Annotated in this window: 22 protein-coding genes; 12 read left to right on the top strand and 10 right to left on the bottom strand. The window is 40.0% G+C overall.

What is annotated here, in order from left to right:
• Together CSV75_RS16275 and CSV75_RS07660 are read left to right on the top strand one after the other, a co-directional pair.
• On the top strand, positions 1 to 361 hold a 361-nt coding region (locus CSV75_RS16275), incomplete at its 5' end, for an Ig-like domain-containing protein (protein ID WP_233191602.1).
• 155 nt (positions 362 to 516) lie between these two features.
• Positions 517 to 819: a hypothetical protein gene (locus CSV75_RS07660; RefSeq protein WP_099675298.1), complete on the top strand. Its 303-nt coding sequence runs from the start codon at positions 517 to 519 to the stop codon at positions 817 to 819.
• A gap of 53 nt (positions 820 to 872) precedes the next feature.
• Here CSV75_RS07660 and CSV75_RS16750 read toward each other — a convergent pair whose 3' ends face one another.
• The gene (locus CSV75_RS16750) at positions 873 to 1040 is read right to left on the bottom strand and encodes a flagellin (RefSeq protein ID WP_158231625.1); all 168 of its coding nucleotides are present in this window, start codon (positions 1038 to 1040) and stop codon (positions 873 to 875) included.
• 99 nt (positions 1041 to 1139) lie between these two features.
• Positions 1140 to 1829: a hypothetical protein gene (locus tag CSV75_RS07650; RefSeq protein ID WP_255406631.1), complete on the bottom strand. Its 690-nt coding sequence runs from the start codon at positions 1827 to 1829 to the stop codon at positions 1140 to 1142.
• Positions 1830 to 2531: 702 nt separating this feature from the next.
• Here CSV75_RS07650 and CSV75_RS07645 point away from each other — a divergent pair.
• The 4 genes from CSV75_RS07645 to CSV75_RS07630 all read left to right on the top strand — a co-directional run bounded on the left by CSV75_RS07645 (position 2532) and on the right by CSV75_RS07630 (position 8895).
• Positions 2532 to 5786: a reverse transcriptase domain-containing protein gene (locus CSV75_RS07645; RefSeq protein WP_099675295.1), complete on the top strand. Its 3255-nt coding sequence runs from the start codon at positions 2532 to 2534 to the stop codon at positions 5784 to 5786.
• 4 nt (positions 5787 to 5790) lie between these two features.
• Positions 5791 to 6654 (top strand): carbon-nitrogen hydrolase family protein, encoded by an 864-nt coding sequence (locus CSV75_RS07640; protein WP_099675294.1) that lies wholly within the window; start codon positions 5791 to 5793, stop codon positions 6652 to 6654.
• A gap of 805 nt (positions 6655 to 7459) precedes the next feature.
• Positions 7460 to 8278, top strand: coding sequence for a choline kinase family protein (locus tag CSV75_RS07635; protein ID WP_099675293.1), 819 nt, complete (start codon positions 7460 to 7462; stop codon positions 8276 to 8278).
• A gap of 197 nt (positions 8279 to 8475) precedes the next feature.
• Positions 8476 to 8895, top strand: a complete 420-nt coding sequence (locus tag CSV75_RS07630) for a PaaI family thioesterase (RefSeq protein WP_099675292.1) — start codon at positions 8476 to 8478, stop codon at positions 8893 to 8895.
• A 279-nt stretch (positions 8896 to 9174) separates the two neighbouring features.
• Here CSV75_RS07630 and CSV75_RS07625 read toward each other — a convergent pair whose 3' ends face one another.
• From CSV75_RS07625 to CSV75_RS07605, 5 genes are all read right to left on the bottom strand, one after another.
• The gene (locus tag CSV75_RS07625) at positions 9175 to 10404 is read right to left on the bottom strand and encodes a dihydrolipoamide acetyltransferase family protein (RefSeq protein ID WP_199171307.1); all 1230 of its coding nucleotides are present in this window, start codon (positions 10402 to 10404) and stop codon (positions 9175 to 9177) included.
• Between the two features lie 13 nt (positions 10405 to 10417).
• The gene (locus CSV75_RS07620; RefSeq protein ID WP_099675290.1) at positions 10418 to 11440 is read right to left on the bottom strand and encodes an alpha-ketoacid dehydrogenase subunit beta; all 1023 of its coding nucleotides are present in this window, start codon (positions 11438 to 11440) and stop codon (positions 10418 to 10420) included.
• Positions 11440 to 12504: a pyruvate dehydrogenase (acetyl-transferring) E1 component subunit alpha gene (gene pdhA, locus CSV75_RS07615; protein ID WP_099675289.1), complete on the bottom strand. Its 1065-nt coding sequence runs from the start codon at positions 12502 to 12504 to the stop codon at positions 11440 to 11442. Before pdhA ends, CSV75_RS07620 begins: the two co-directional genes overlap by 1 nt.
• Before the next feature lie 29 nt (positions 12505 to 12533).
• Positions 12534 to 13613 (bottom strand): Glu/Leu/Phe/Val dehydrogenase dimerization domain-containing protein, encoded by a 1080-nt coding sequence (locus CSV75_RS07610; RefSeq protein WP_099675359.1) that lies wholly within the window; start codon positions 13611 to 13613, stop codon positions 12534 to 12536.
• A gap of 116 nt (positions 13614 to 13729) precedes the next feature.
• The gene (locus CSV75_RS07605) at positions 13730 to 15085 is read right to left on the bottom strand and encodes a sodium-dependent transporter (protein WP_099675288.1); all 1356 of its coding nucleotides are present in this window, start codon (positions 15083 to 15085) and stop codon (positions 13730 to 13732) included.
• A 274-nt stretch (positions 15086 to 15359) separates the two neighbouring features.
• On the opposite strand from CSV75_RS07605, the gene CSV75_RS07600 reads away from it, so the two are divergent.
• Positions 15360 to 15824, top strand: coding sequence for an Lrp/AsnC family transcriptional regulator (locus CSV75_RS07600; protein WP_099675287.1), 465 nt, complete (start codon positions 15360 to 15362; stop codon positions 15822 to 15824).
• Positions 15825 to 16072: 248 nt separating this feature from the next.
• Here the strand turns inward: CSV75_RS07600 and CSV75_RS07595 are convergent, their stop codons facing one another.
• Positions 16073 to 16771 carry a YjjG family noncanonical pyrimidine nucleotidase gene (locus CSV75_RS07595; protein ID WP_099675286.1) on the bottom strand — a complete coding sequence of 233 codons (699 nt, stop codon included), beginning with the start codon at positions 16769 to 16771 and terminating at the stop codon, positions 16073 to 16075.
• Positions 16772 to 17184: 413 nt separating this feature from the next.
• On the opposite strand from CSV75_RS07595, the gene CSV75_RS07590 reads away from it, so the two are divergent.
• The gene (locus CSV75_RS07590) at positions 17185 to 18582 is read left to right on the top strand and encodes a flagellin (protein ID WP_158231624.1); all 1398 of its coding nucleotides are present in this window, start codon (positions 17185 to 17187) and stop codon (positions 18580 to 18582) included.
• 395 nt (positions 18583 to 18977) lie between these two features.
• The gene (locus tag CSV75_RS07585; RefSeq protein WP_099675284.1) at positions 18978 to 19733 is read left to right on the top strand and encodes an IclR family transcriptional regulator; all 756 of its coding nucleotides are present in this window, start codon (positions 18978 to 18980) and stop codon (positions 19731 to 19733) included.
• A 54-nt stretch (positions 19734 to 19787) separates the two neighbouring features.
• Here the strand turns inward: CSV75_RS07585 and CSV75_RS07580 are convergent, their stop codons facing one another.
• Together CSV75_RS07580 and pxpB are read right to left on the bottom strand one after the other, a co-directional pair.
• Positions 19788 to 20774, bottom strand: a complete 987-nt coding sequence (locus tag CSV75_RS07580) for a 5-oxoprolinase subunit C family protein (RefSeq protein ID WP_099675283.1) — start codon at positions 20772 to 20774, stop codon at positions 19788 to 19790.
• The gene (gene pxpB, locus CSV75_RS07575; protein WP_099675282.1) at positions 20765 to 21505 is read right to left on the bottom strand and encodes a 5-oxoprolinase subunit PxpB; all 741 of its coding nucleotides are present in this window, start codon (positions 21503 to 21505) and stop codon (positions 20765 to 20767) included. The genes CSV75_RS07580 and pxpB overlap by 10 nt, the downstream gene beginning before the upstream one ends.
• Before the next feature lie 278 nt (positions 21506 to 21783).
• Here pxpB and CSV75_RS07570 point away from each other — a divergent pair, with 278 nt between their 5' ends.
• From CSV75_RS07570 to CSV75_RS07560, 3 genes are read left to right on the top strand one after another with little or no spacing between them, the layout of a single operon-like run.
• Positions 21784 to 22560: a LamB/YcsF family protein gene (locus CSV75_RS07570; protein ID WP_099675281.1), complete on the top strand. Its 777-nt coding sequence runs from the start codon at positions 21784 to 21786 to the stop codon at positions 22558 to 22560.
• Complete coding sequence (locus tag CSV75_RS07565; RefSeq protein ID WP_099675280.1) at positions 22557 to 23783, top strand: NRAMP family divalent metal transporter; 1227 nt, start codon at positions 22557 to 22559, stop codon at positions 23781 to 23783. Before CSV75_RS07570 ends, CSV75_RS07565 begins: the two co-directional genes overlap by 4 nt.
• A gap of 19 nt (positions 23784 to 23802) precedes the next feature.
• Complete coding sequence (locus tag CSV75_RS07560; RefSeq protein WP_099675279.1) at positions 23803 to 24570, top strand: putative hydro-lyase; 768 nt, start codon at positions 23803 to 23805, stop codon at positions 24568 to 24570.
• Positions 24571 to 24801 lie beyond the last annotated feature (231 nt).

Raw genomic sequence — 24801 nt, 5'->3', positions numbered from 1 at the left:
AGTTAGTGTGACGAATGCCAACAGTCTAGAGAGTGAGAAGATCGAAGCTACAATTGCCGCTGAAAAAGAAACAACCGCTCCAGAGGTCGACACAATCACTGTAGCGAATAATGTGGGAATTGCCGACACTGTTACTCTGACAGGATTGGCTTTGAAAGATACTGTTAAAATATATAAAGTAGATGGTATAACGTTACTGGGAACTGCTGTTGCATCTAAAGAAGGTGAACTGGTAATCAGTTTAAAACAACAATTTGTAGAGTCGACAATTAAAGTTAGTCTGACAAATACAAATAGTAATGAAAGTGAAAAAGTTGAGGTAACGGTGGAAAAAGAAGCTGTAACACAATTACCTGAATAATGCTAATCTAAACTTAGAAATTAAAGCGTCACCTGATAACTTATCAGGTGACGCTTATTTGCTAAAACTAATATAGAACACAACCTGTGCATTATACGTTAAGTTGTATAATGAACAGACAAACCAGAAAAACATAATTCTTGAAGGAGAATATTATGGAATCAATAATGATTGATTTTGGTAAAGGTATAATGCCAAATGGATTTAGCGAACGTCTGAACAGTTGTTTTGATTTAGTATCTATTGATATTTATGCAACACCAGATTTCAGGGGTGGAACTTTGCCGTTGTTTTTTAGTGAAGGTGAATACTACTTAGTGAAAGCTAAAGGTAAAGAGCATATAAATTACCGTGAGTTAGGCAGGTGTGAATTACTTGATGCTATCTTCAGCAAAGGTGATTATCTACACAGTTTCTATATTGCTAAAACGTCTATATTTATTAGGATAGAGACTTAACTAACTTGTGTCCATACATCTATACTAGCTCCAGTTTTAATTCATATCTACTTCTATTTCAGTAATTCTAACACACCTTGACTAGTCTGATTTACTTGAGCAATCATTGATTGAGTTGACTGTAAAAGTACTCGCTGTTTTGTTAATTGAGCTGAGGCTTTTGCAATATCGGCATCAGTTATATGTGATAAAGCATTTGTTAACTGAGTTTCCAAATTCACAGCGTTATTTGCAGCAAAGATATTAAGCACATGTGCATCACACAAATTGAAGAGGATTCTGAATAGTTTAGAATTTGTGTAATGCACAGGTGCGCTAAATCATTGCTGAATCATTTGATTGATTTCTTCAGTAGGAGAGGTAATAGAAATTTGATTGGGAAGCCGTATAGTTGTCCGCTTAGCAATGGGTTTGCGAACTTCTACATTCTTAATTTTATAGGAGAACACAGGATGGATCCAATGTGCAACCATGTCTAGAAAATATTTGATTTGCAGTTGGTCATACAGGATAAGTCTTCGTTGCCCGTCTATCGCAAAAAGGAAATTGAATTTGATATTTACTACATATTGAAGTAACCGAAGCTCGTCCTCGGTCCATTGCTCGGTGGAGAGAATCAGTTTCTCCAGCGTGCCGTTTTCTTTCACTTTCAAGTGACCGCATTCCTGATCCCACCACGCGAGTGTCTGAGCCGTCATATGCTGTTCAACAAACTCCAGAGGTATGCCTTTGGAGCCGTTCTGATACCAATCGCAGTATAATGCTTCAGCAGTAGCACAAGGAGCAGATTTAATCACCACGCGCTTCGTAAAGCCGAATTTACTCCGTGTATCCGTAGTTTGTTCCTTCTTAATAAGAAAGTCTGGTACATAGGATTGTAACTGTTGATAGCAGGAATGAGTCCATTCATTGTATTTTGTATGGAAAGTGAATCGGAAATATTTGTGGTTAATGGCAGAAGACATAATACGTCCACTGCTAAGCAGTAATGCGCAGAGCAGACTGTTCAATTTTTCATTAGAAGAAGGCAGTGAATTTATCTTCAGATTGCTGTTCTAACAATTGGCAGTTTATTATTCTTTTGCCGCTTTACTATCTTCCAGTAAAAAGTTGTAAGATCGTGAATTCGTAGAGTATATCAATTCTCCAATCGTCATAGTGAGCCCTCCTACAAGACGAGAATGTGTGTTCTTATTATATAATGTTTGAGGATAGATAGCTAATTATAATCTGAAAGCAGAACTGGTATGAAAGTGTAAAGGAGGAACAGCAAATGAAGGATAACTCAGAAGAAATTGAGCGGTTGAAACAACAGTTGGAGCAAGTTAATCAGCAGATCGAATTTTGGAAGAGATAGAAAAGCGTGAATTTGGATGAGTAGATAAAGGAGCATAAGGTTGTAATGGAGTCGTTGCAGAATTATTTGGATTCTTAAATGTTCTAGACATGAATTAGTTAAAATCATTTACTCTTAAATATTTGAGCATTGGTTCAATTTAGTCATTTCTTACCGATATTAATATTAGTATTATATAATACCATTTAAATCAATAAAATTAATAACTTAGTTATGTTATCTATTAGTTGAATACAGTTCGAAGAAATAAATATAAATTATCCTCTTGATATTTACCGTCTCTTTTAATAGATATTATTTTTTAGTAGAAAGTGATAGATTTGTGGAATAATAATAATTTTAGCGAGGTCATCTTATGGAAAAAGATACTTATATAAATTTTTTGTACTTCGGCTATAAAAAAGCTAAGCATTTTGTGAATATAGAAACGAGTTTCACGGATCCAGTAGACATACTTTCATTTGAAAAAGACTTGAAATCGAATATTGATAATTTATACGAGCTGTTAGAAAACCCTGAGGAATTAGTACAAGAAATTAATCGAATGAAAGGATATCTTTATTTCTTTCCAAAATCGAACGGGCAGAACGATGAGGTGAGGATGAGACCTAAAGTATCTTTCCCTTTTAAATATCAAGTTTTATGGGCAACAATTATCCTTATTATAGGTGAATGGTTCGACACCAATGAAAAAATTAAAAATACCTATTCAATCTGCGATGAAAATATTCGAGAAAAGTTTAATTGGATGGTTCCTTGGAGTTTTAATGGAAGATTAAAGCGTTTGTCCAGTACTCAAGTGGTAGAAGAAAGTAATACTTGGACATCAAGTTATATACATTATAATGATAAAAAGTTATATGAAAGCCATCAAATGGCTTTGAGGAAGTTTAATTATCATAAAACAAAAGAAGTAGATAAGTTGTTAACTGGTAGAAATAAGGTCTTTATAGGTGAACTTGATATTAAGGAATTCTTTCCTACTTTAAAAAAAGTTTATATAGAAATAGCAATTAATAAAAGGTTGGCAGAGCTTCGAAATATAAAAGATTTTGATACCACATACTTTAACACCAAAACAATTTCTTCAACAATAAAAGCTTTATTACAAATTGAAATAACTTATCCTGACGTGGATAATATTGACAAAAGTTATTTAGAACTGCTTAAGCGGTTATTTGAAAATTTAAATCCTAGTCATCAAAATATGGAATTTGATGTAAATAAATTAGTGCTATATTTGAATAGTACTTTACCTTTAGATTTGATCGCATCGAATTTTTTATCGAATTGTACTTTAAATCATTTTGTAGATAAATCTATTCAGTCTTACATAAAAGAAGAGAAAAAACAAGATGAAATATCTATTTTAAGATATACAGATGATTATGTATTTATGTCTAGAAATGAAAAAACTCTTATTGAATATATTAAGAAAGTTAAATCGAAAATTAAATCTATAGAATTGAAAACTTCTCTTTCGAAAACGTTACCGACTAACAATGAAGAAATTTCAATGATTCTGGATGAATTAGAAAAGACAAAAAAGGCAGACCCTTCTAATATACAAATATTAAAAGAGGAAATTAACAAGCTAGAAGTAGATCCAGTAGACTATGATGAAAACTTAAAACAACGATTAACTTGGCTAGGAATAAAAATATACCCAAACTCCATAACGGAAAGTTGTATAGAAACTAGTCATATAACTAAAAGCGTATCTACAACAGTTGATACAAAATTAAAAGCGTTAAGTGATCAAGAGTTGAATATGTTTATTCAAGAAATGCTGTTTTACATGAGTGCAAATAATGATCTGGGAGAGTTAAAAGAAGAAACTGTTAAAATATTCGCCGCATGGCGACTGAAAAATTCTTACCATGAAATAATCCATCGAACAACTTTAAAAAAGGAACAACTCAGTAAGTTTTTTTGCCTATTAACTGAAGCTGTAAAAAAATATCCTTATAAAATGGGTTTTTATGATGTCTATATTTTAATGATTCTAAAACTAATCCAAGATCAAGATGATGGTTACGATAAATTAAAGAAGTTCTTACTTAACTTGTCCTCCCATATCGGATATTCAAATAAAAATAATCTTGTATATTTCTCTACTATCAGAGCTAGAATACTTAATATAATATCTACTAATTGGTATGCTTTTACAGAAATGCAGAGAAATCTATTAAGAAATATTTTTAATGAAGTATTTTTAACATGGTATGCTATGCCTTTCATTACATGGCCAGAAAAATTTGAACTTTATTGGTCACTTTCGATTATGAGATTGAGGCTACCCCTTCAATTGTGCAACATAGATAATGAATGTCCGAATAACCTCAGAATCATGTATATAGCATATAATGAATACATATTTGCTTATCCTAAAAAACAAGTATTTATTGAAAAGGAATTCATTAATTCAGATAATATTTTAATGACGGGTATCGAAATTTTTAAAAGAGGACTATATTGGGATAGGAATATTAAAGAATATAGTTTCAATGAAATAGATAGTATTATATATAACGTAATAAATAAAGAGATCCTATCAGAAGAAAATAAAGATATTACTAATTGGCTTGCTTTTGCAAAAATATCCTGTAAAACCTTAAATAAAAATCTCCTTTTGAAGCTTGATGATATTACAGATGGCAGAGATTTAGGCGTATTATTACAAGGTTCCAAAAAGGAATTATATTTTGAAGTGCAGGAATTTATACACCATAGTATAAAAAAATATTTTGGAAATCCGAAATACTATAAAGGTATTTATGAATGGTGCGATGAAAAGTGTGAAAATAATGATAGTATAACAGATTCGCCTTATCGCTCTTTTGCAAGAGAGAGATTTAAATCCTTCACAAGAATTAGAAAGTATTATTCGGTTTCAGATGATCGCTTTGCATTTTTGCCTGAACAGCATAAGGATTCCAAGGTGAACATAGCAATTGCTGACTGGATATTTTATTGTGAAATGTTGCCTTACAATCTAGAAACTATATCAGCAAAACAAGATGTTTTTCATCCCTTAGCTGAATATGAATATATTAATATATTGGCTACAATAATAAAAAAACAAGAAGAGATAAAAATTGAAAGTAAAGACGACAATTATTTTGAAAAAAATAATTTATTTAATATAGAAATTAATTTTGATGAATGGAAGTTAATTCGTAATGAGATTATAAAAAAAGATTTTTATAATAACGACTCTTTGAGATTAGCCAGTACTCACTATTATGCTAAGTTACTATTTTCATTACTCACAAACCAACCAGTTCACAGCCATATCACAAAAGAGTACTCACTGTACAAGTGGAATGATTTACAAAGTTATTTCGAATTAACTTATTATCCATCTTCAAAAGTTGCAAGTTTTTTTGTAGATAATTTAAATATTCATCAAGAGTTTTATCAAGATATTTACGGAGCACCGTATGAAAGGTTGCCTTATCGAGAAGCTTACCACTCTAATAGATCCGATCATGGTATCGTAAACTTTATTAAGGATTATTCTACAAATATAGAGAATGAATTGATTTTTAAAAAGTATAACAGAAAACTAGAATTATTAGAGATAGATACAGATCAGTTAAGGGGATAGGGACATGAAGGAAGATATTAAGGTGACAATTGGTCAGATAGGTAATGATAATTTTTCTGATTTAGAAAAACTTGACCCTAATAATGGTTTGAGCTATAAACAACCAAAAGTCATGTGGGAGAAAATCCGCAAAGCGATAGAAGTAGCTAGGCAAGAAAAATCAGACTTTTTAATACTACCAGAAATTACAGTTCCGAATAGTTATATTAGTTCACATATACCTACTATATGTAATGCGCATAATCTCACCATTATTGGTGGAGTAGAATTTTATCACAAAAGCACTATTAATGGGAAAAGGTTCATTCAAAATGAAGCTTTCATTGCAGTACCAGGTCCTAAGGCAGAATTAGGAATGAGAGAGAAAGCGATGGTTTGGAGAGTTCCTAAAATATATCCTGCTACAACGGAAGAAGCAATTATAAAAAAAGAGGGTTATCATTTCTTGCCGGGCAACAAGCTGTATTTATTTAAGAGTAAAGAATTTGGAAATTGGGCTGTATTAATTTGTGTAGATTATTTGAATTTACCGATCCATCAAATTCTGCAAAAGAAGATTCAAACCTTATTTATAGTAGCATTCAATCCGGACTTAAATTATTATTACTCTATTTCAGACTCTTTACACAGAATACTATATTGTAATATTGTTGTTTGTAATATATCTAACTTTGGCGGCTCACATGTTTATACACCATATCGGGAGGCATATAAGAGAGAGGTTATGAAACTTCATGGAAACAAAGTAGAGACTGCCGTAACAATACAACTACCTTTAAAGATACTTAAAGAAATTCAAGAAGCCCCACAAAGCAAACATTTTGACGGCTTTATCAAGAAACCTTCGGATTATGAATATATAACGTAAGTAGTTAATTAGGATAACTAGATGAGAGCAACAGTGAAAAACGAAAGATAATATTGAGCATCTGTGCATTACACAACTTAGGAAATATCCTGGAAATTTTCGAAGTTAGATGGCGCATAGGTACGCTAAAATAATATCAAAAGAGTCATCCAATCGTTTTCACGATCAGATGACTCTTTGTGGTGTGTAGGAAACACCTTCGAATCCAAACAAAATATCAACTAACACAATGTTGGATGCTGCACCCACCCAACATGAGAAGATTGTCGACCCACAATTGTATGCTGTGCCAACCCACATTGTTACGAAGGCTTATCCCACAATGAGACAGCCAATAACCAAAGAACTTAAGAATAAAAAGAGTAAGACCATTGTCGAGAAGAATCTCGACGTTGCAAATTTCATAATCAATTACCTAAATGACAAAACAGGAAAGCAATACAAAAACCAGTCACATATAATCAATCTCCAAAAGAATTAGTAAATACCTGTATCCTTTTTAGAAAAACACTCTATATGACAAGTGAGTGGTAATAAGCAAAGAGAATCAACACAAGACGCTGTGAACTGAAATGACAATGTATATCGGCCCTGCATATTTGAAGTTTTACCTCTCTAAAAAACAACAAAGAAGCCATTAAACAACAAGCACTAAATCAAATGTGTTTTTGATTACATATTAAAAATCGGCCTATTCTGATAGTTACTTGATTGTACAGTTGGTCCTGATATAATTAATTTCAATTCAGAAATATATTAGTAGAATAATAAGTACGATAGTACAGAAAAACGAGGTGCATAAAAAGTGTTTTTAATCGAAGAACTTACATACATCAAAAGACTAGGCGGTCTTACCAATCTGAACTTCCTCGTCGCACATAAAGGACAAAAATACGTTTTACGTTTTCCAGCGCATGAGTTTGAAGACATTATTAATCGCCAAAATGAAAAAGCAAACCAGCAGATTGCGGCTGAAATTGGGGTGACGGTCGGTAATGTGGTGTTTACCGATGACGGTATTAAAATGACTCCGTATTATGATGCGACAGCTGATTTAACGCGGGATTTGATTGTGACACCGGAGTATTTGGAGAAAGTGGCGGGTGTGTTGGCTACGCTTCATTCGTCGAATAGGGAATTTAATAATCGTTTTAATTATTGGGACGAGGTGGAGAAGTATAAGCATTCGTTAACGGAAATTCCTTCGCTTTATGTGTTGTTGGAGGAGCGGTTACGGAAATTGACGCAAGGGGAGCGGCAAGAGTATGCGCCGTGTCATATGGATTCGGTGACGGGTAATTTTATTCAGAATGATGCCAAGCAAGTGCTGTTGATCGACTGGGAGTACAGTGCGAATTATTTGCCTGAATGGGATTTGGCGGCGTTTATTTTAGAACGTGAGTTAAGTGAGCAACAAGAGCAAGTGTTACTCGATTATTACGGTTTGCCAGCTTCCTCGAAAGAGTCGCTTGATCTGCAAAAGTTAAAGACTGACTTTCTTTGGTCGTTATGGTCGCTTGTTAAAGAGAACGAAGACCCTTCGTTTGAACAGTATACAGCGATGCGTACGGAGCGTCTGATCGAAGGGGTAGAGCGGTATTATCGGGAGTATGGGGATAAGTAACGGCATACTTACTAAAGCCTAGATTTTCAATATATAGCTGACCGAAGTGGTTTGCATCCTTGCTTAAGATCATCCTAGAGGACTGGGCTGATAGCGGGTTATGTATCGCGGTAGTTGTTTGGAAGCCTATTAACCTCAGGTTGCATTACCCCCTGGTGTATCAGATAGTAAAACAAAGTAATGGAGTGGATGAGCGGATGGCAGAGCTGAAAACAGTAGATTTGATGAAAGTAGTGAAGGGGGAAGCAACGCCTCCAAATTGTGATTTGACATTGCAGCTTGACGTACTGTCAGCAGAGGGTGGACTGGCTCGTGGTGTTTGGACAGTGGATGAGAAGTTCATGAATGGAAACGGCGTGTCGATGGGCGGTTTTTTAACATCTGCGGCAGATATTATGATGGCTTATGCGGTTGCTTCCAAAATAGCTGAAGATCAGACATTTGCTTCTGTAGATATTCATACGACGTTTCACCGGCCCGTGTTGATAGGAACGGTGGAAGTGGAGGCGCGTGTAGAACGGCTCGGACGCAAGATGGCGTATGTAGTGGCTAGTCTATTTCAAAATGACAAGAAAGTTGGAGACGTCGTTTCTTCTGTAATGATCTTGGCTAAGTAAGGTGAACTAGTGCAGATGAACGGTGGTCAGTAGTGCTCATTCTTACGTACATAGTATTTGGGTAGTTTAATAGCTTTGTGAAGGCGATCTCAAGAAATCTTTTCCGGTAAAATGGGAAAGATTTTTATTTTTGAAGCGAATGAAATCAGACATGAAAAAACCCGGTTACTGTAAACCCGGGTTTTTTCATCGGTGCCATGTGGATTGCCTCTCCAGCCAAGCTTTCGACAGCTACTAACAGTGATTCGTTACTACTTGGATAATTTCACCTACTACTAATTATATCAACTCCAACCAAAGCTTTTTAGGATGTTCAATTAATTCCGCAAAGCGATTTGTAAAGGCTACTGCCGTTGCGCCATCCGCTACTCGGTGGTCAAATGACATGGAAATATTCATCATCGATCGGATAACTATTTCGTCATCATCCGTGACCACTGCGCATTTCTTTGTTTTATGGAATGCGATAATCGCTGTTTCAGGATGGTTAATAATTGGCGTCGCTCCTGTACTTCCGAGCGGTCCGACGTTCGTGATCGTCATGGTGCCACCGCGCATTTCATTACCTGACAATGTACCGAGCCGTGCTTTTTCATTCAGCTCTTTCATTTCAGTGTTGACTTCTAGCAACGTTTTCTTGTGAGCATTTTTCAAAACGGGCACAATCAGTCCGAGTGTGGAATCAACAGCGAGTCCGATATGATAGTCTTTTTCCAGAATGATGACTCCATTTTCTTCATCCAGCTTCGCGTTGAAAACAGGGAAGTCTTTCAATGCTACGACCAATGCCTTGATGAAAAATGCCACTGCAGAAATTGAGGCACCTTCGGCTTTTAGTTCCTCGCGCAGCGCAAAGAGATTCGTCATATCGATTTCCTCGAAATGTGTAACATGCGGAATCGTTGTCAATGACTGGGTCATTTTCTTTGCGATTTGCTTACGAATGCCTGTGAAAGGTATCGTCTCCGCTACTGCTGGTGTTGCTATAGCAGCAGGAGTGGATTGCAAAGTATCTGTTGCTGCAGTTTCCAGCACCGCGGAAGTTTGGTTGCTTCCTTCTTCCATGAAGCGGTAAACATCCACTTCTAAAATACGACCTGCAGGACCCGTTCCGTTGACCTGTGTAATGTCCACGCCGTTTTCTCTGGCAATTTTCCGTGTGTACGGAGCTGCCATGACCCGGTGAGGGCCTTTAAAGATTGTGGCGGCGGGCTTCTTTGTTTCAGCTAGGGCCGTCTTGGTAGCCGTGGCTTTCCCGGCCCGCCTAGAATCATTTTCTACTTCTATCAATAAGATCGTCGTACCTACATCAACCGTAGAGGCAGTGTCGATTAATAGTTCTTTTACAATTCCCGTTGCGGGAGACGGTAATTCCGCGACCATTTTATCTGTTTGTACTTCTACAAGGGCTTGATCCGCCACAACGGAGTCACCGGGTTTCACAAGATAGTGAAGAATCTCGGCTTCCGTCATTCCTTCTCCTATATCATGCAGTTTTACTTCTAACAATGTGGAAACCTCCTTAGAATGTATAGACTTTTTCGATTGCTTCATCTATACGTTTGGTAGTGGGTAGATAATCATCTTCCAGTGCGAAGAAGGGAACCGGGACATCAAATCCCGTTACTTTTTCAATTGGTGCTTTCATATATAAGAATGAATATTTATTAATAATAGATAAAATATCGTTTCCGACGCCAGTCGTTTCATGTGCTTCATGTACGACGACTACGCGGCCCGTTTTTTGTACAGATTCTGATATGATGTCTTTATCGAGAGGGAATAGCGTGCGCATATCAATTACGTCACATTGAATCCCTCTAGCTTTCGCTTTTTCAGCCGCTTTCTTCGCGACAGACACCATGGCGCCCCAAGCGATGACGGTTACATCATCACCTTCCGCAACTTTCTTCCCTTTGCCGATTTCGATTTCATACATCTCTTCCGGAACATCTTCACGGAAAGCGCGATATAAACGCATCGGCTCCATGAACAATACCGGGTCGGGATCTTTAATCGCCGCGATGAGCAAACCTTTGGCGTCGGCAGGAGATGAAGGACAGACGACTTTAATGCCTGGCATATGTGTAAAAAGGGATTCCGGACTGTCTGAATGAATTTCGGGTGCGCGCACTCCCGCCCCGTACGGCGCACGAATGACCATCGGCACCGTATATTTGCTCATCGTCCGCATTCTAACTCGGGTCACATGTGTAGCAATTTGTTCGTATGCTGGATAAATAAAACCGAGAAATTGTATTTCCACGATCGGAATCATTCCGTTGACTGCTAGCCCAACTGAAGCACCGACAATGCCGGCTTCACTTAGCGGTGTGTCAATGACACGATCTTCACCGAATTTTTCTTGAAGGCCTTCGGTTGCGCGGAATACGCCACCGTTTTTCCCGATGTCTTCTCCGAGCAGCATGACACGGTCGTCTTCAGCAAGCATCGTACCGAGTGCATCTGTTACCGCCTGTACAAGCGTTAATGACTGTGTCGTTTTAGTTGTTTCACCTGCTGGTTTTTCAGTAACTGGATTCATTATTGTCCACTCCTTACTGATTGTAGATATTGTTCTTTCTGCTCCTGTAGTGGCCATGGCAGTTCTTCAAATACATGGTCGAATAAATCTTCTACATTCGCTTTCGGGAAGTTTTCCATATCCACGACTGCTTTTTCAATTTCCTCATGGATCTGTGTACTGATTTCTTGCACCCATTTTTCGTCCCAGTATTTTTGTTCTTTCATGAAACGTTCTAAGCGCAGCAGGGGATCTAATTGATCGCGTGTGGATTCGACTTCGTTTTGATCGCGGTATTTCGTTGGATCGTCCGCTGTGGTATGGGCACCGAATCGCTGAGTAACGGCTTCAATTAACGTCGGTCCGCCACCGTTTCTCGCTCTGTCGAATGCTTTTTTCGTTTCAAAATACACGGCAAAAATATCGTTTCCATCAATGCGGATACCGGGCATGCCGTATGCGACACTTTTCTGCGCGATGGTTTTGGAGTTCATTTGCTTCTCAATTGACGTCGAGATGGCATAGCCGTTGTTCTGGTTAAAGAACACGACAGGTAACTTGAAGACACTGGCAAAGTTCATGCCTTCGTGAAAGTCTCCTTCAGATGTCGCCCCGTCACCAAAATAGGCGATCGAAACATGGTTATTGCCTTTACGCTTATCTGCCCACGCTGCACCTGCTGCATGCGGGAGCTGTGTGGCAATGGGAACGGCTGGAGGGAAGATATTGCGGCCAGGATGCACATTACCTTCTGTGCGCCCGTTCCAGTAGAGCAACACGTTCGGCATATTCGCGCCGAACGTCAACAGGGCGCCGTGATCACGATAGGTAGGAAACACCCAGTCGTCTATTTCCAAGGAAAGAGCGCTTCCTACTTGTGCCGCCTCCTGTCCTTCGAATAGGGCATACGTTCCAAGTCTGCCTTGACGCTGTAGGCTCTTCGCTTTGCGGTCAAACGTTCTGATTCGTAGCATATTATAGTAAAATGTATGAACTAATTCGGTTGAGATGTCTCCTTTAATGGAATCATCCGAGAATTTCCCTTCTTCATTCACATATTGAGTAATTGGATATAGTTCTTCCATGAATCTTTCACCTCATTTAGCTATTTTTATTACCGATGAAAATTCCATTTCGGTCTGTTGGACTGCGTGAAGAAGCTGTTGCGGTTCTTCGCATCTTCAATACGCTTTTCGCACATTCGGTCTGCGGCAGTGGCAGTCGTAATATGATCCTGTTCCGCCTGATTGAATACTTCAAGTAGTGAGTTATAGATGTTTTGCGTTTTGGCGAGTACACGTGCAGGATTCGTTCCGTACAGTTCATCTGCCACTTGGATCAGACCACCGCCATTGACGATATAGTCCGGTGCGTACAAAATGCCTTTTTCACGGAGCAGTTCGCCGTGGCGACTTTCCGCGAGCTGGTTGTTTGCGGAGCCCGAGATTCCACGGACTTTCAATACGCTCAGCGTGTCGTCATTGATCACGCCACCGAATGCGCAAGGAACAAAAATGTCTGACTGCTGGCTGTAAATCTCATCGCTTGATACAGTTTTGACGGCGCTACCACCGAGCTTCTGAATATCTGCAATGGCCTGTTCATTAATATCTGTGACGATCACGTTTCCGCCTTCATGTAGTATATGTTCAGCTACTTTATACCCTACTTTTCCAAGACCTTGGATACTGTATGTTCTGCCTTCTACTTTGTCGTCACCAAACAACGTCTGGTTTGTCGCTTTGATACCATAGAAGACGCCGAGTGCAGTAGGGATGGACGAGTCTCCGCCACCACCGTATTCAACGGGCTTGCCGACGATGTAGTTTGTTTCTTTCATTGCGTGCACGAAGTCCTCAAGCGTCGTGCCCATGTCTGTCCCTGTATAGAAGCGTCCGTTCAATGATTCGATGAATTGTCCGAAAGCACGGAATTTCTCAGGCGTTTTATCTTTTAACGGATCTCCGATGATGACAGATTTACCGCCACCGAAGTCTACATCAGCTGCCGCGCATTTATATGTCATTCCTTTAGACAGGCGAAGAACATCTTGTAATGCGAGATCCATCGTTTTATACGGCGCCATGCGGCATCCGCCAAGTGCAGGCCCCATCGTCGTATCGTGGACAGCTATGATAGCCTGAAGCCCGGTTGCTTTATCATGACAAAATAGAATTTGTTCGTGCTCGACCATTTTATCCAATACACTTGCCTTGTCGTCTTGTAAAGTTTGTTCTAATGTCACCAAAATAATTTCCCCCTCTAATTTTATTGCTGTTAACTAGTAAAAAGTATCAGCAATCGATCTATTTATTTCAAGAAGTCTAGTAGTCCGAGCACATCTGCAAAGACAATTAAAATAGCTACCGGTGCGAGGTAACGGATCAATAAAAACCAGCCAGAAAAGATTTTTTTGCTGATGTTGGAGCCGGCTTTCAATTCCTCATAGAGCCGCTCTTTCGGTATTTTTAATGGGATGAATATAGCGATCAACAACGCACCGAGCGGCATTAGAATATTACTTACTAAATAGTCGAACGCATCAAACAGAATCATACCGAAAATTGTAAAGTCTGATAGTACACCGTACGATAATGCGGATGGAATACCGACAATAAAGATGGCCGCTCCAATCATCCAGGCATACTTTTTCCTCTTCTCGTCATCTCCTTTGGAAGTGGCCGACACAATAATTTCCAGCATAGAAAATGCGGAAGTCAGCGCAGCGAACAAGAACAAAATCAGGAATGCTAGGAAGAACAATGTGCCAAACGGAAGTTGCCCGAAAATAGTAGGCATGACGTTAAAGAGTAACGTGGGACCCGCGTCCGGTTCAAGACCGAATGCAAAGACCGCTGGGAAAATAACCAACCCCGCTAGAATGGCCACGAGCAAGTTCATCAATACGATGGAAATAGCAGACTGCGGCAAACTTTCCTTTTTAGATAAATACGAACTATACGTCACCATTACAGAAACACCGATACTAAGCGCGAAGAATGATTGCCCCATCGCAAACAAAATAGTTTCGGAAGTAATATTACCGAAATTCGGTTTTAGGAAAAAGCTGACGCCCGCCATCGCTCCGTCGAGAGTGAATGAACGTATCGTCAAGATGATAAACAACACGAACAGTGCGGGCATCATGTATTTACTGGCCTTTTCAATCCCGCTTGTCACGCCTTTTGCGATAACAAATGTTGTCATCACCATGAATAGAAGCTGCGCGCCTACACTTGTGTAGGGACTGGATACGATGTTGCCAAATAAATCTCCATAGTCCGTCTGCGTTAGACCGCTCAGACTGCCAGTTGCAGCTTTCCAAATGTAGATGAGTACCCAACCGCCCACCACGCTGTAAAAAGATAGAAGGATGAAACATGTAACAATTCCTAGTCTTCCAATCAAGTGCCAAGATGTACCCGGTGCGACGGTTTTATAGGAATCAATCGCGTCTTTTTGCGTGCTCCGTCCAATAATGAATTCACCCAGTAGAAGGGGGAGTCCGATCAGAAAAGTAAAGAGTAAAAAGATCAATAAAAAAGCTCCACCGCCACTAGTGCCTGCTACATAAGGGAATTTCCATATTGCGCCTAAACCGATAGCTGAGCCTGCCGCTGCTAAAATAAATCCTAATTTAGAAGACCACTGATTATGTGTATGCATGCGTCACGTTCCTTTTGTTTTATAATTTTCGTTGTGAAGGATTTCGATCTTTTGAAATCGCTTACATTTGTGAGTGAAAAAATATTTATCCATATGTTTTTGGGATACATGTGGTCCATTCTGTCCCTCCTTCTTCTGTTAGATTCCCTTTGACTTAATAATAGAGTAAGATATACTTTAATTACATATCAGAAAAAAGTAGATTTCACAAAAAAGACACAATTTTGAACGACTTTAATGCATTTATCCTTCATTTTGGAAAGAGGTGTGTTTTTTGAACATAACAGACATTAAATTATTGGCACTTTTGCAGGAAAACAGTCGAGTCACGATCAGCGAACTATCCAAACAATTATCTCTTAGCCGCCCAAGTGTTTCGGAGCGTATCGCGCGTCTGCAGGAGAAAGGTATTATAGAAGATTTCACTGCGCGCCTTTCATTGCAAGCACTCGGCCTGGATATATTACTATTCATCCAAGTGAGTGAGTTGAAAAAGAAACCCGCTGATTTTGAGGAACAAATAAAAGGAGAAACGTCGATTCTTGAATGTCACCGTGTGACCGGAACGACAAATTATATCTTAAAAGCTGCTACGTCTAGCATGGCCAAAATGAGCGAGTTGATCGACCGACTCATACCATTCGGTTCGTTAACGACTTCTATTGTCTTGTCGTCGCCTATTCCGTATAAGATTATTTTGCCGGAAGAAGACGTGGTGAAAGAAAACTGTTTACAGTAACGGATTGAGTAGGGGGTGGATTACTTCTATATAATGCGATATGTTAGTTGAATATGTATGCGCTTTCAAATCGATATTTAGTGTTATAAATACTAATCAGAAAACGTAGGGGAGATAGGCATACATTTCATCATGCCAAGCACTTGTTTTTCAACGGTTGACAGGCATCAAAAACCATACTCCGTTCAATACATGACTAAACCCTCCAACGAAAGGTGTTGGAGGGTTTAGCTGTGATTAGTTACAAGTCAGTTGTTTAGCACTGTCTTGCGTCCGAAGCTGAATTCTGCCCATGAATGAATTTCAAATGTCGGCTGAATTCCTGTGTTGTTTTCGCGTCGGTCTGGATTGAACCAGCACGTATCAATACCCGCGTTGATTCCACCTTGTATGTCGGAAGTCAACGAATCACCAATCATCAGTACACGTGAAGGATCTGTAATACCTAGTTTCTGAAATGTATAGTCAAAAATCTCAGGCTGCGGCTTTTTGTAGCCAGTTTCTTCAGAAGCGATAATCGCTTCGAACGTATCGCGTAAAGGAGAGCCGGCTATGCGTGCGTGTTGGGCGATGGTGAAACCGTTCGTTAAGATCGCCAATCGGTAATTAGATAGCTTCGAAATCATCTCTTCTACGCCGTCAATCAAATGTGATTCGAAGCCTAGATTTTCGATGTATAGTTCTCCAAAGTGAGAAGCATCAAGTTGTAGTTCGTGCTGTGTGAATAACCGACGGAAACGTTCTACTTTTAATTCTTCTAGTGTGATGCGTCCTTGCTCGAGGTCGTCCCAGATAACGGAGCTGATCGCGCGGTATGTGTCCCGGTACGCTTCCAAGCCGTTTGGTAGTCCGAATGTGTTAAATGTATTGCCGAGTGCATGTTTTTCTGTTTCGGCAAAGTCGAATAAAGTATCGTCTAGATCGAATAATAGTACGTCGTATGGCATATAGAAGGACTCCTTTTTTAAAACAATAAGTACTAGTATAGCATGGGAATTAACTGTGCTAACACGGGTCGTTAAAGAAAATGAACAGAATATGGTTATGTCCACCTTTATGCAAAATAAAATATAGACTATATAGCGAAAGTTACAACTTGAAGCATTAGAGAGGAGAAAGCAATGTATTTTCTTGGGGTTTAATAATATCCAAAGGAGTTGATGAATCAAGACACTGCGGTAGCACTTAAAGTCTTTACATAACATGTACTACTATTAATAAATAATTTGAAATCTATTTACATTATTATTCTCTTTTATGATACTATTATACTAAAATTGGCATTGGAGTACTATTAACTATAAGAGTATAATTTTTATACTTTTAATTGTGATATTTTTGTGAATCGGAGATGAATATATTGATAATTAATCATAATCTATCTGCAATTAATTCTTATAGAAATCAACAGCGGAATAGTCAAACCACCACTGATTCTATTGCGAAATTATCATCAGGGATGCGAATAAATCAAGCTGCTGATGATTCTTCGGGACTAGCAATTTCAGAGAAAATGCGAGGACAGATCCGTGGGCTAGAAAAAGCGAAGCAGAATATCACGGATGGCATTTCTTTAATACAAGTTGCAGAGGGAGCAATGGGAGAGATGCAAAGTTTATTACAAAGAGCGAGAGAGTTGTCTGTGCAATCTTCTAATGATACAAATACGGATGAAGATCGAAACGCTATGCAGAATGAGTTATTGCAAATTATTAAAGAAGTAGATGTTATCTCCAATAATACAGAATTTAATGGTATTAAATTACTTGCTGGGAATACTGCTGGCGGTGGAAGTTCAGGACCATCAAATTCTTTAGCTGATGTTGTTCAAAGTATTACGAGTACTGGTGGTATAAATGATACTTACACTATAGATGGTATTGATTATGCTAGCGCAGTAATAGATTTTAGTAATTTAAATACTGTGAATGATGTCAAAAGTTTAGCAGGAAAAGGTGTTCACTACACTTGTCCAACTTGTCATATAGCGTACAGTATTAAATTTGTAGATGGAAATCCCGATACAACGAGACTTGACAGTACAAATCCTGTAATGGAAGTAGATATAACTCAGATTGAAAATGGAAGCGATTTAGTAAGTAAGGTAATTAGTACTGCTTATGGACAAGATGATTTTGAGTTTATTCCTGATAAAAATTCAAGTGACTCATTACCAGACAATGCTTCATTACCAAGCACTGCTACAGCATTTGTTACTCATTTTTCTAAATTAGGCTTTGATGGGACGAAATTATATATACATGATGATAGATCTCTATATGCAGGTACAAAGTTCCCTACGACTGGCGGACATGGAAGATTTGAACCTACAGTCCACGGGGAGACAATAGAGAAGGATAAAGTACTTAGGTTAAATATTCAAGTGGGAAGCAATGCAGGTCAAAGTATTATTCTTGATATACCAAATCTAACAATCAAGGAATTAGCCATAGAAAATATTTCGATACTAACTCGTAATGACGCGAATGCAGCCATAACTGAAATTGATGATGCAATAAGTGCAATCTCAAGCGCAAGGGCGTCAGTCGGAACGTATCAAAATAGATTAGAGCATACATTTAATAATGTATCAAATTATGAATTAAACATATCGGGTGCCGAATCACGTATACGTGACTTGGATATGTCGGGCGAAATTACAAAGCTTACGAATCAACAAATTCTGTTACAGGCTTCACAGGCTATGTCTGTGCAAGCTAATCAAATGACACAAGGCATATTGCAACTATTGAAATAAGTTATCAAAGAAAGCTTTAATAAAGTTAGATATACATAAGAAAGTACCATAAACGCTATTCAATTCTGCACTTAATTTAATACGCATGAAGTTGCTTTTAAGCATTATTAGAATGTTAATAAATAGGTTTGCTAATAAGACTGCCATTCGCTAGCAAAATTATTGCGTTATCAACTTGTGTATTAGAAAGATTATCTAATAATAAAACGTGTTTGATGGATGGTATTCGGTTTAGCGATTTCCTCCAGTAAGTTCTTACTTTTAGAAAAACTCCAATAGTACGAGTCTCTGGGTATCATCTAGGCAACATTTCACTTCAATGCTATAATCAACCATACAAGTTTTCATCCTAAACCTACTAATCGACCTAGATAATTCATCGGAAAGGAGCCAACATGAGCACAAACAACAAAACAGTCGTCCGTTCCTTAGACATACTTAACCTTTTCGTTGATCACCCAGCGCTCACATTCCAAGAAATCATCGACCTATCCGGTATTCCGAAATCATCCGTCTATCGTATGCTGTCCTCGCTCGAAGAAATGAAGTTCCTCGAGAAGGGGACGGATTCACAGTATCGTCTCGGTCTATTGCTATTGAAATACGGTAGTTTAGTATCAAAACGGTTGGATATTCGGAAGATCGCCTATCCGATTATGGAAGAGCTTCACAATGATGTGAAGGAAGCGATTAATTTGATTGTTCGCCAAGAGGATCAGGCGATTTATGTGGAGAAGATCGATACCTACCAGAAGGTTCGTTTGTATACGGCGATTGGTAGGAGTAGTCCGCTCTATGCAGGCGCCTGTTCGAGAATTATTTTATCTAACTTGTCTGATCGCTATATCGCCGAGTATTTGGAGAAAACGGAATTACAGCCGTTTGCGAATGGGACCTTAACGGATCGGGAATTGCTGCTTGCGTCAATTAATGAAACGCGACAAAATGGCTATACACTTAGTCATTCGGAGCTTGAGAATTTCACTTCTGCTGTGGCGGCGCCGATCTTTGATTTTAGCGGTGATGTCATTGCGGGGATTAGTGTCGCGGGTATTGAAGCGAATTATCAAGAAGAGAATTTGAAAATACTTGTTCCCAAAGTAAAAGAAGCTGCCTTGGAAATTTCTAGGCAGCTTGGGTATACAGGATGAATGGAACCTTGCATTTTAGTAGAGTGATACTGAAATGCAAGGTTTTTTGCTTTACTACTGAAGTTTCTGCTGTATGCCGATTTTGATTTGATGGATCAGCTCTTCTTTCACGATAAGTTCACGCTCTGCCTCTGCATGGGTGATGAGCTTGAAATAGAGTTTCGCGTTAGGTTTCACTTGCGATAAACTACCTAAGTCGGCGGTAATGACTTGTCCGATTTTCGGATAGCCGCCAGCAGTTTGTCTGTCCGCCATTAAAATAATCGGCTTGCCGTTAGGGGGGATTTGAATCGTACCGAACGTCACGCCTTCTGATAGGAGTTCGAGTTTTTCGGTTAACGAAAGCGCCTGTCCTTCGAGTCGTAAGCCCATTCGATTAGATTGCGGCGTGACGACATACGGCTCACTTACCAGTCGTTGTTTACTCGCATCGTCAAAGTGCTGATATTCAGTGCCTTCAATTATTCGAATAGTTTGTGTGGAGGCCAGACTTATTAACAGATGATGAGGTACAGCCCAGTCTGGCGTGCCCAGTTGTTTGATCGATGTGAAGACTTTATTGTTTGATTCTGTCAATTGACCGAATGAAAGGTGATCGTTTTGCTGCAGTGCTCTTCCTTTAAATCCACCAATTCCCGCCACTAGATACGTACTTTTACTTCCCATCACAACCGGTATGTCGATTCCTCCGGCAATTGCTAAATACGCTCGGCAACCTTCAATCGCAAAGCCAAATTTCAGTATGGAGCCTTTTTTGACAATAAGAGGCCGCCAATTCGCAACCGGTATCCCGTCAATCGTTGTTTGAAGATCTCCACCCGTAATGGCGATCAATGTATCTTCTTCAAACTGTAGCATCGTTCCAAATAACGTGATTTCGAAAACACCTTCTCGTTCCTCATTGCCCACAAGGAGGTTCGCGACCCGCATCGAATAACTGTCCATGGCACCGCTTACAAGCACACCGAATTTTTGCGAACCGGTCCGCCCGATATCTTGTATAGTAGTCAAAAGCCCGGCATTCAATACGTTTACTGACATGTCGTCACCTTCTTTTGTTCATCATACTCTTTTTGTGTTATCGGATAAAACTTTATATTATCTCCCGACTGCAATAAAGAGGGGGGGGACATGTCCGGTACGAATAGTTCCGTTGGTGTACGTCCGATAATTTGCCAGCCGCCCGGCGTTTCAAGTGGATAGACACCTGTTTGTTTGCCTGCAATTCCTACAGAGCCTGGAGGAATCGATGTCCGTGGTGTTAACTTTCGCGGGGTCGCAATTCGTTCATCAAGGCCACCTAGAAACGGAAAACCGGGTGCGAAGCCGATCATATACACAAGATACTCAGGAGTCGTATGAATCTCAATGACTTCTTCAATCGACATATTATGCGTGTCCGCTACGATTTGAAGATCGGGACCGAATTCACCACCGTACAGAACGGGAATCTCTACTAAACTTCCTTCTGTAACGGGAAGATCGGACATTTGGATAGCTAGTGTATTCATATAATCGATGACTTTTTCTATAGGCGTGCCGTCTATTTGAAATCCATGCGTTGATTGATACACCAAATATGGAGAGTAGTATACTGCCAAGCTATTATAAGCCGGAACCGACTCAATGAATCCGTCAAATGGATATTCATCTAAAAGGAAAGACAGGTTTTTTACTTGCTGGTGAACAGCAGGATGGATGCCTTCGCCTAATTTTATCATAATGGCAGAATCGCCAAGTGCGTTGATATCGAGAGATTTCTGTTCATTCATCGTAACATCTCCTTCAAATTCCAAAATTCGAAACCTTTATTCTGAAAAACGAATCGTAGTTCTATTATAGATTTCTAAAAAGAAAATACAAGCATATTATTCAGTTAATGAAAATACTCACCATATTTAGACAATGGTCTATTCAACAAAAGATTTTTGTGATAGACTAAGTTTCAAGTTCAAAACCTAAGTTTCGAATTTCGGAACTACTTGGTGTGCAAACGCTTACTTATCGTTGGCGGATGAATTCATTGTGAAAAATAAAGGAGGTCATATACATGGCAACAGTAGATTTGAATAGTGATTTGGGAGAAAGTTTTGGCCGCTATACATTAGGAGAACAAAAAGAAATTTTGAAATATGTCACGTCTGCTAATATAGCGTGCGGATTCCACGCAGGAGATCCTTCCGTGATGCGGGAGACGGTACAGCTTGCGATCGATAATGGAGTACGAATCGGTGCGCATCCGGGGTTACCGGATTTAGTTGGATTCGGGCGAAGAGATATGAACATTACTCCTCAAGAGGCGTATGACATGGTCGTCTATCAAATTGGTGCCTTGCAAGCGTTTTTGGCTGTACATCAAGAACCGATGCAGCATGTTAAGCCGCATGGCGCGCTCTATCAGATGGCGTCAAGAGATCAAGGCATTGCCGAAGCGATCGCAAAGGCCGTCTATGATGTATCGCCAGACCTTGTACTGTTCGCGCTTGCGGATAGTGAATTGTCAAGAGCTGGAGAAGCGATTGGACTTGTGACGGCACATGAAGTATTCGCTGACCGTACGTATCAATCAAACGGCATGCTCACTTCGCGTTCGCAAGAGGATGCGATGATTACCGATCAAGAAAAGTCTGCTGAGCAAGTCATTATGATGGTAAAAGAAGGAAAAGTGCGTTCTCAGCAACAGACCGATGTCGCGCTACGAGCAGATACCATTTGCATTCATGGAGATGGTGAGCACGCAGTGGAGTTCGCGAAATACATTACAGACCGGTTAAGCGGTGAAGGGATCACGATTACCGCTATTACTGACAGGGAGGATTCCTTATGAAAAATGAGAAGTTAGGACTTACTCATGAGCAGGAACAGAAAAAGGTAACGCGTGGCGTCTTACTTGGCGCCGCCTTCCTGATGGCGACTTCGTCTGTCGGGCCCGGTTTTTTAACACAGACTACTGTATTTACAGAGCAGCTCGCAGCAAGTTTCGGTTTTGTTATTTTAATTTCATTAATTTTAGATGTTTTTGCCCAAATGAATATTTGGAGAGTTATCGCGGTGTCCGGCTTACGTGGACAAGAAATTGCCAATAAAGTGCTACCTGGTCTAGGTTTCGTCCTCGCTTTCCTCATTGTCGTAGGAGGTCTTGCGTTCAATATTGGAAACGTGGCGGGTGCAGGTTTAGGGCTTAACGCGATGGTTGGCATCGATCCCATCATGGGCGCGGTCATCAGTGCGGTCTTTGCAATTTTGATCTTTATGGTAAAAGAAGCGGGTAAGGTGATGGACAAAGTCGTGGCTGTGGCGGGTGTGATCATGATTATTTTGGTCGTATTTGTCGCGTTCAAGACCTCTCCACCAGTCGGGGAAGCCATCGTCCGAACGTTTAATCCTTCTGAAATTAGCTTCTTTGCGATCGTCACGTTGGTTGGCGGTACAGTTGGTGGCTACATTACGTTCGCAGGTGGACACCGTTTGCTAGATGCGGGAGTTAAAGGAATTGATTCTGTTCCGTTTGTCACGAGAAGTTCCGTCACAGGTATTGCGGTCACGGGAATCATTCGAGTGGCATTATTCTTAGCAGTACTCGGTATCGTTGCGCAAGGATTGCAGATTGATCCAGACAATCCACCTGCGTCTGTGTTCCAACTTGGAGCAGGAGAACTTGGCTTACGATTGTTCGGAGTCATCATGTGGGTAGCAGCTATCACGTCTGTTGTAGGTGCAGCATACACTTCAGTTTCGTTCATCCGATCCTTCCACCCACTCATTGAAAAGTATCACAACTGGATCATTATTTTATTCATTGTCATTTCGACTGCGACGTTCGCATTTGTTGGAAAGCCAGTCACGATTCTATTGTTGGTAGGGGCACTGAATGCATTGATTCTGCCACTAGCACTCGGTACGTTGCTCGTTGCGGCGTATAAGAAGAATATTGTTGGGGAATACAAACATCCACTGTGGCTCACGATTGGCGGGGCGATCGTCGTGGTCATAATGGGCGTGTTAGGTGTTATGACGTTGATTGAACAGATCCCATTACTCTTTACCTAATGCATAGGAGGTTTTATGGATGGAAGAGTATCGTTCCATGAATGCGCAAGAAGTTCGGAAGTTGATCCGAGAGCAAAAAGTTACAGGGCAGACGTCTGGCATGGCCACAGGATTTACGCAAGCGAATTTGGTCATATTAAAACAAGAGCATGCGCTTGATTTCCTACTGTTTTGCCAACGCAATCCCAAGTCTTGTCCACTACTAGACATCACAGAACCGGGGTCGTATCGTCCGGCTAAGATCGCGAAGGATGCAGACATTCGCAGTGATCTACCGAGTTACCGCATCTATAGAGACGGTGTGTTGACCGAAGAAGTGAACGATATCACAGATTACTGGGAAGACGATATGGTCGGCTTTTTAATCGGATGTAGTTTCACGTTTGAAGCACCGTTACTCGCGGGCGGAATTCCTATTCGGCATATCGAAGAAAATCGCAATGTCCCGATGTATAAGACGTCTATTGCATGTACAAAGTCGGGTGTTTTTGAAGGGCCGACCGTAGTCAGCATGCGACCAATGAATGCGCAAGACGCGATTCGAGCGATTCAAATTACGACTCGTTTCCCAGACGTTCACGGGGCACCCATTCATCTCGGTGATCCCAGTTTGATTGGAATAGACGATATTTCCGCGCCGGATTTTGGCGATGCGGTGACGATCAATGAAGGCGAGATCCCCGTATTCTGGGCGTGTGGCGTCACTCCGCAGGCCGTAGCTATGCACAGTAAGCCGGCCATTATGATCACACATTCTCCAGGTTGTATGTTCATTAGTGATCAGTAGGATTCAGAGCTTAGTGTTTTGTAAGGTAAAAAGTTCTCAACTCGACTAGTTGTCGGTTGAGAACTTTTTTGATTGTGGATGGCAGTGAATAATTGTGGAATGGCGCGGTTTGATTAGTGAATAGCGCGGTTCGCAAGGGTTAATGCGCGGTGTTCAGCGTTAATAGCGCGGTGTTGGAGCAGTATGGCGCGGTTTGATTGGAGAATAGCGCGGTTCCGAAGAGTCAATGCG

Origin of the sequence: Sporosarcina sp. P18a, from assembly GCF_002743135.1 — a bacterium.
Classification (GTDB): Bacteria; Bacillota; Bacilli; order Bacillales_A; family Planococcaceae; genus Sporosarcina.
This window is presented reverse-complemented; position numbering and strand designations above follow the sequence as displayed.

Excerpts from the sequence above, each read along its gene's own strand:
- CSV75_RS07660 (WP_099675298.1), top strand. The coding sequence starts at position 517 with ATGGAATCAATAATGATTGATTTTGGTAAAGGTATAATGCCAAATGGA.
- CSV75_RS07645 (WP_099675295.1), top strand. The coding sequence starts at position 2,532 with ATGGAAAAAGATACTTATATAAATTTTTTGTACTTCGGCTATAAAAAA.
- CSV75_RS07640 (WP_099675294.1), top strand. The coding sequence starts at position 5,791 with ATGAAGGAAGATATTAAGGTGACAATTGGTCAGATAGGTAATGATAAT.
- CSV75_RS07630 (WP_099675292.1), top strand. The coding sequence starts at position 8,476 with ATGGCAGAGCTGAAAACAGTAGATTTGATGAAAGTAGTGAAGGGGGAA.
- CSV75_RS07620 (WP_099675290.1), bottom strand. The coding sequence starts at position 11,440 with ATGAATCCAGTTACTGAAAAACCAGCAGGTGAAACAACTAAAACGACA.
- pdhA (WP_099675289.1), bottom strand. The coding sequence starts at position 12,504 with ATGGAAGAACTATATCCAATTACTCAATATGTGAATGAAGAAGGGAAA.
- CSV75_RS07610 (WP_099675359.1), bottom strand. The coding sequence starts at position 13,613 with ATGGTCGAGCACGAACAAATTCTATTTTGTCATGATAAAGCAACCGGG.
- CSV75_RS07605 (WP_099675288.1), bottom strand. The coding sequence starts at position 15,085 with ATGCATACACATAATCAGTGGTCTTCTAAATTAGGATTTATTTTAGCA.
- CSV75_RS07595 (WP_099675286.1), bottom strand. The coding sequence starts at position 16,771 with ATGCCATACGACGTACTATTATTCGATCTAGACGATACTTTATTCGAC.
- CSV75_RS07585 (WP_099675284.1), top strand. The coding sequence starts at position 18,978 with ATGAGCACAAACAACAAAACAGTCGTCCGTTCCTTAGACATACTTAAC.
- CSV75_RS07580 (WP_099675283.1), bottom strand. The coding sequence starts at position 20,774 with ATGTCAGTAAACGTATTGAATGCCGGGCTTTTGACTACTATACAAGAT.
- pxpB (WP_099675282.1), bottom strand. The coding sequence starts at position 21,505 with ATGAATGAACAGAAATCTCTCGATATCAACGCACTTGGCGATTCTGCC.
- CSV75_RS07570 (WP_099675281.1), top strand. The coding sequence starts at position 21,784 with ATGGCAACAGTAGATTTGAATAGTGATTTGGGAGAAAGTTTTGGCCGC.
- CSV75_RS07565 (WP_099675280.1), top strand. The coding sequence starts at position 22,557 with ATGAAAAATGAGAAGTTAGGACTTACTCATGAGCAGGAACAGAAAAAG.
- CSV75_RS07560 (WP_099675279.1), top strand. The coding sequence starts at position 23,803 with ATGGAAGAGTATCGTTCCATGAATGCGCAAGAAGTTCGGAAGTTGATC.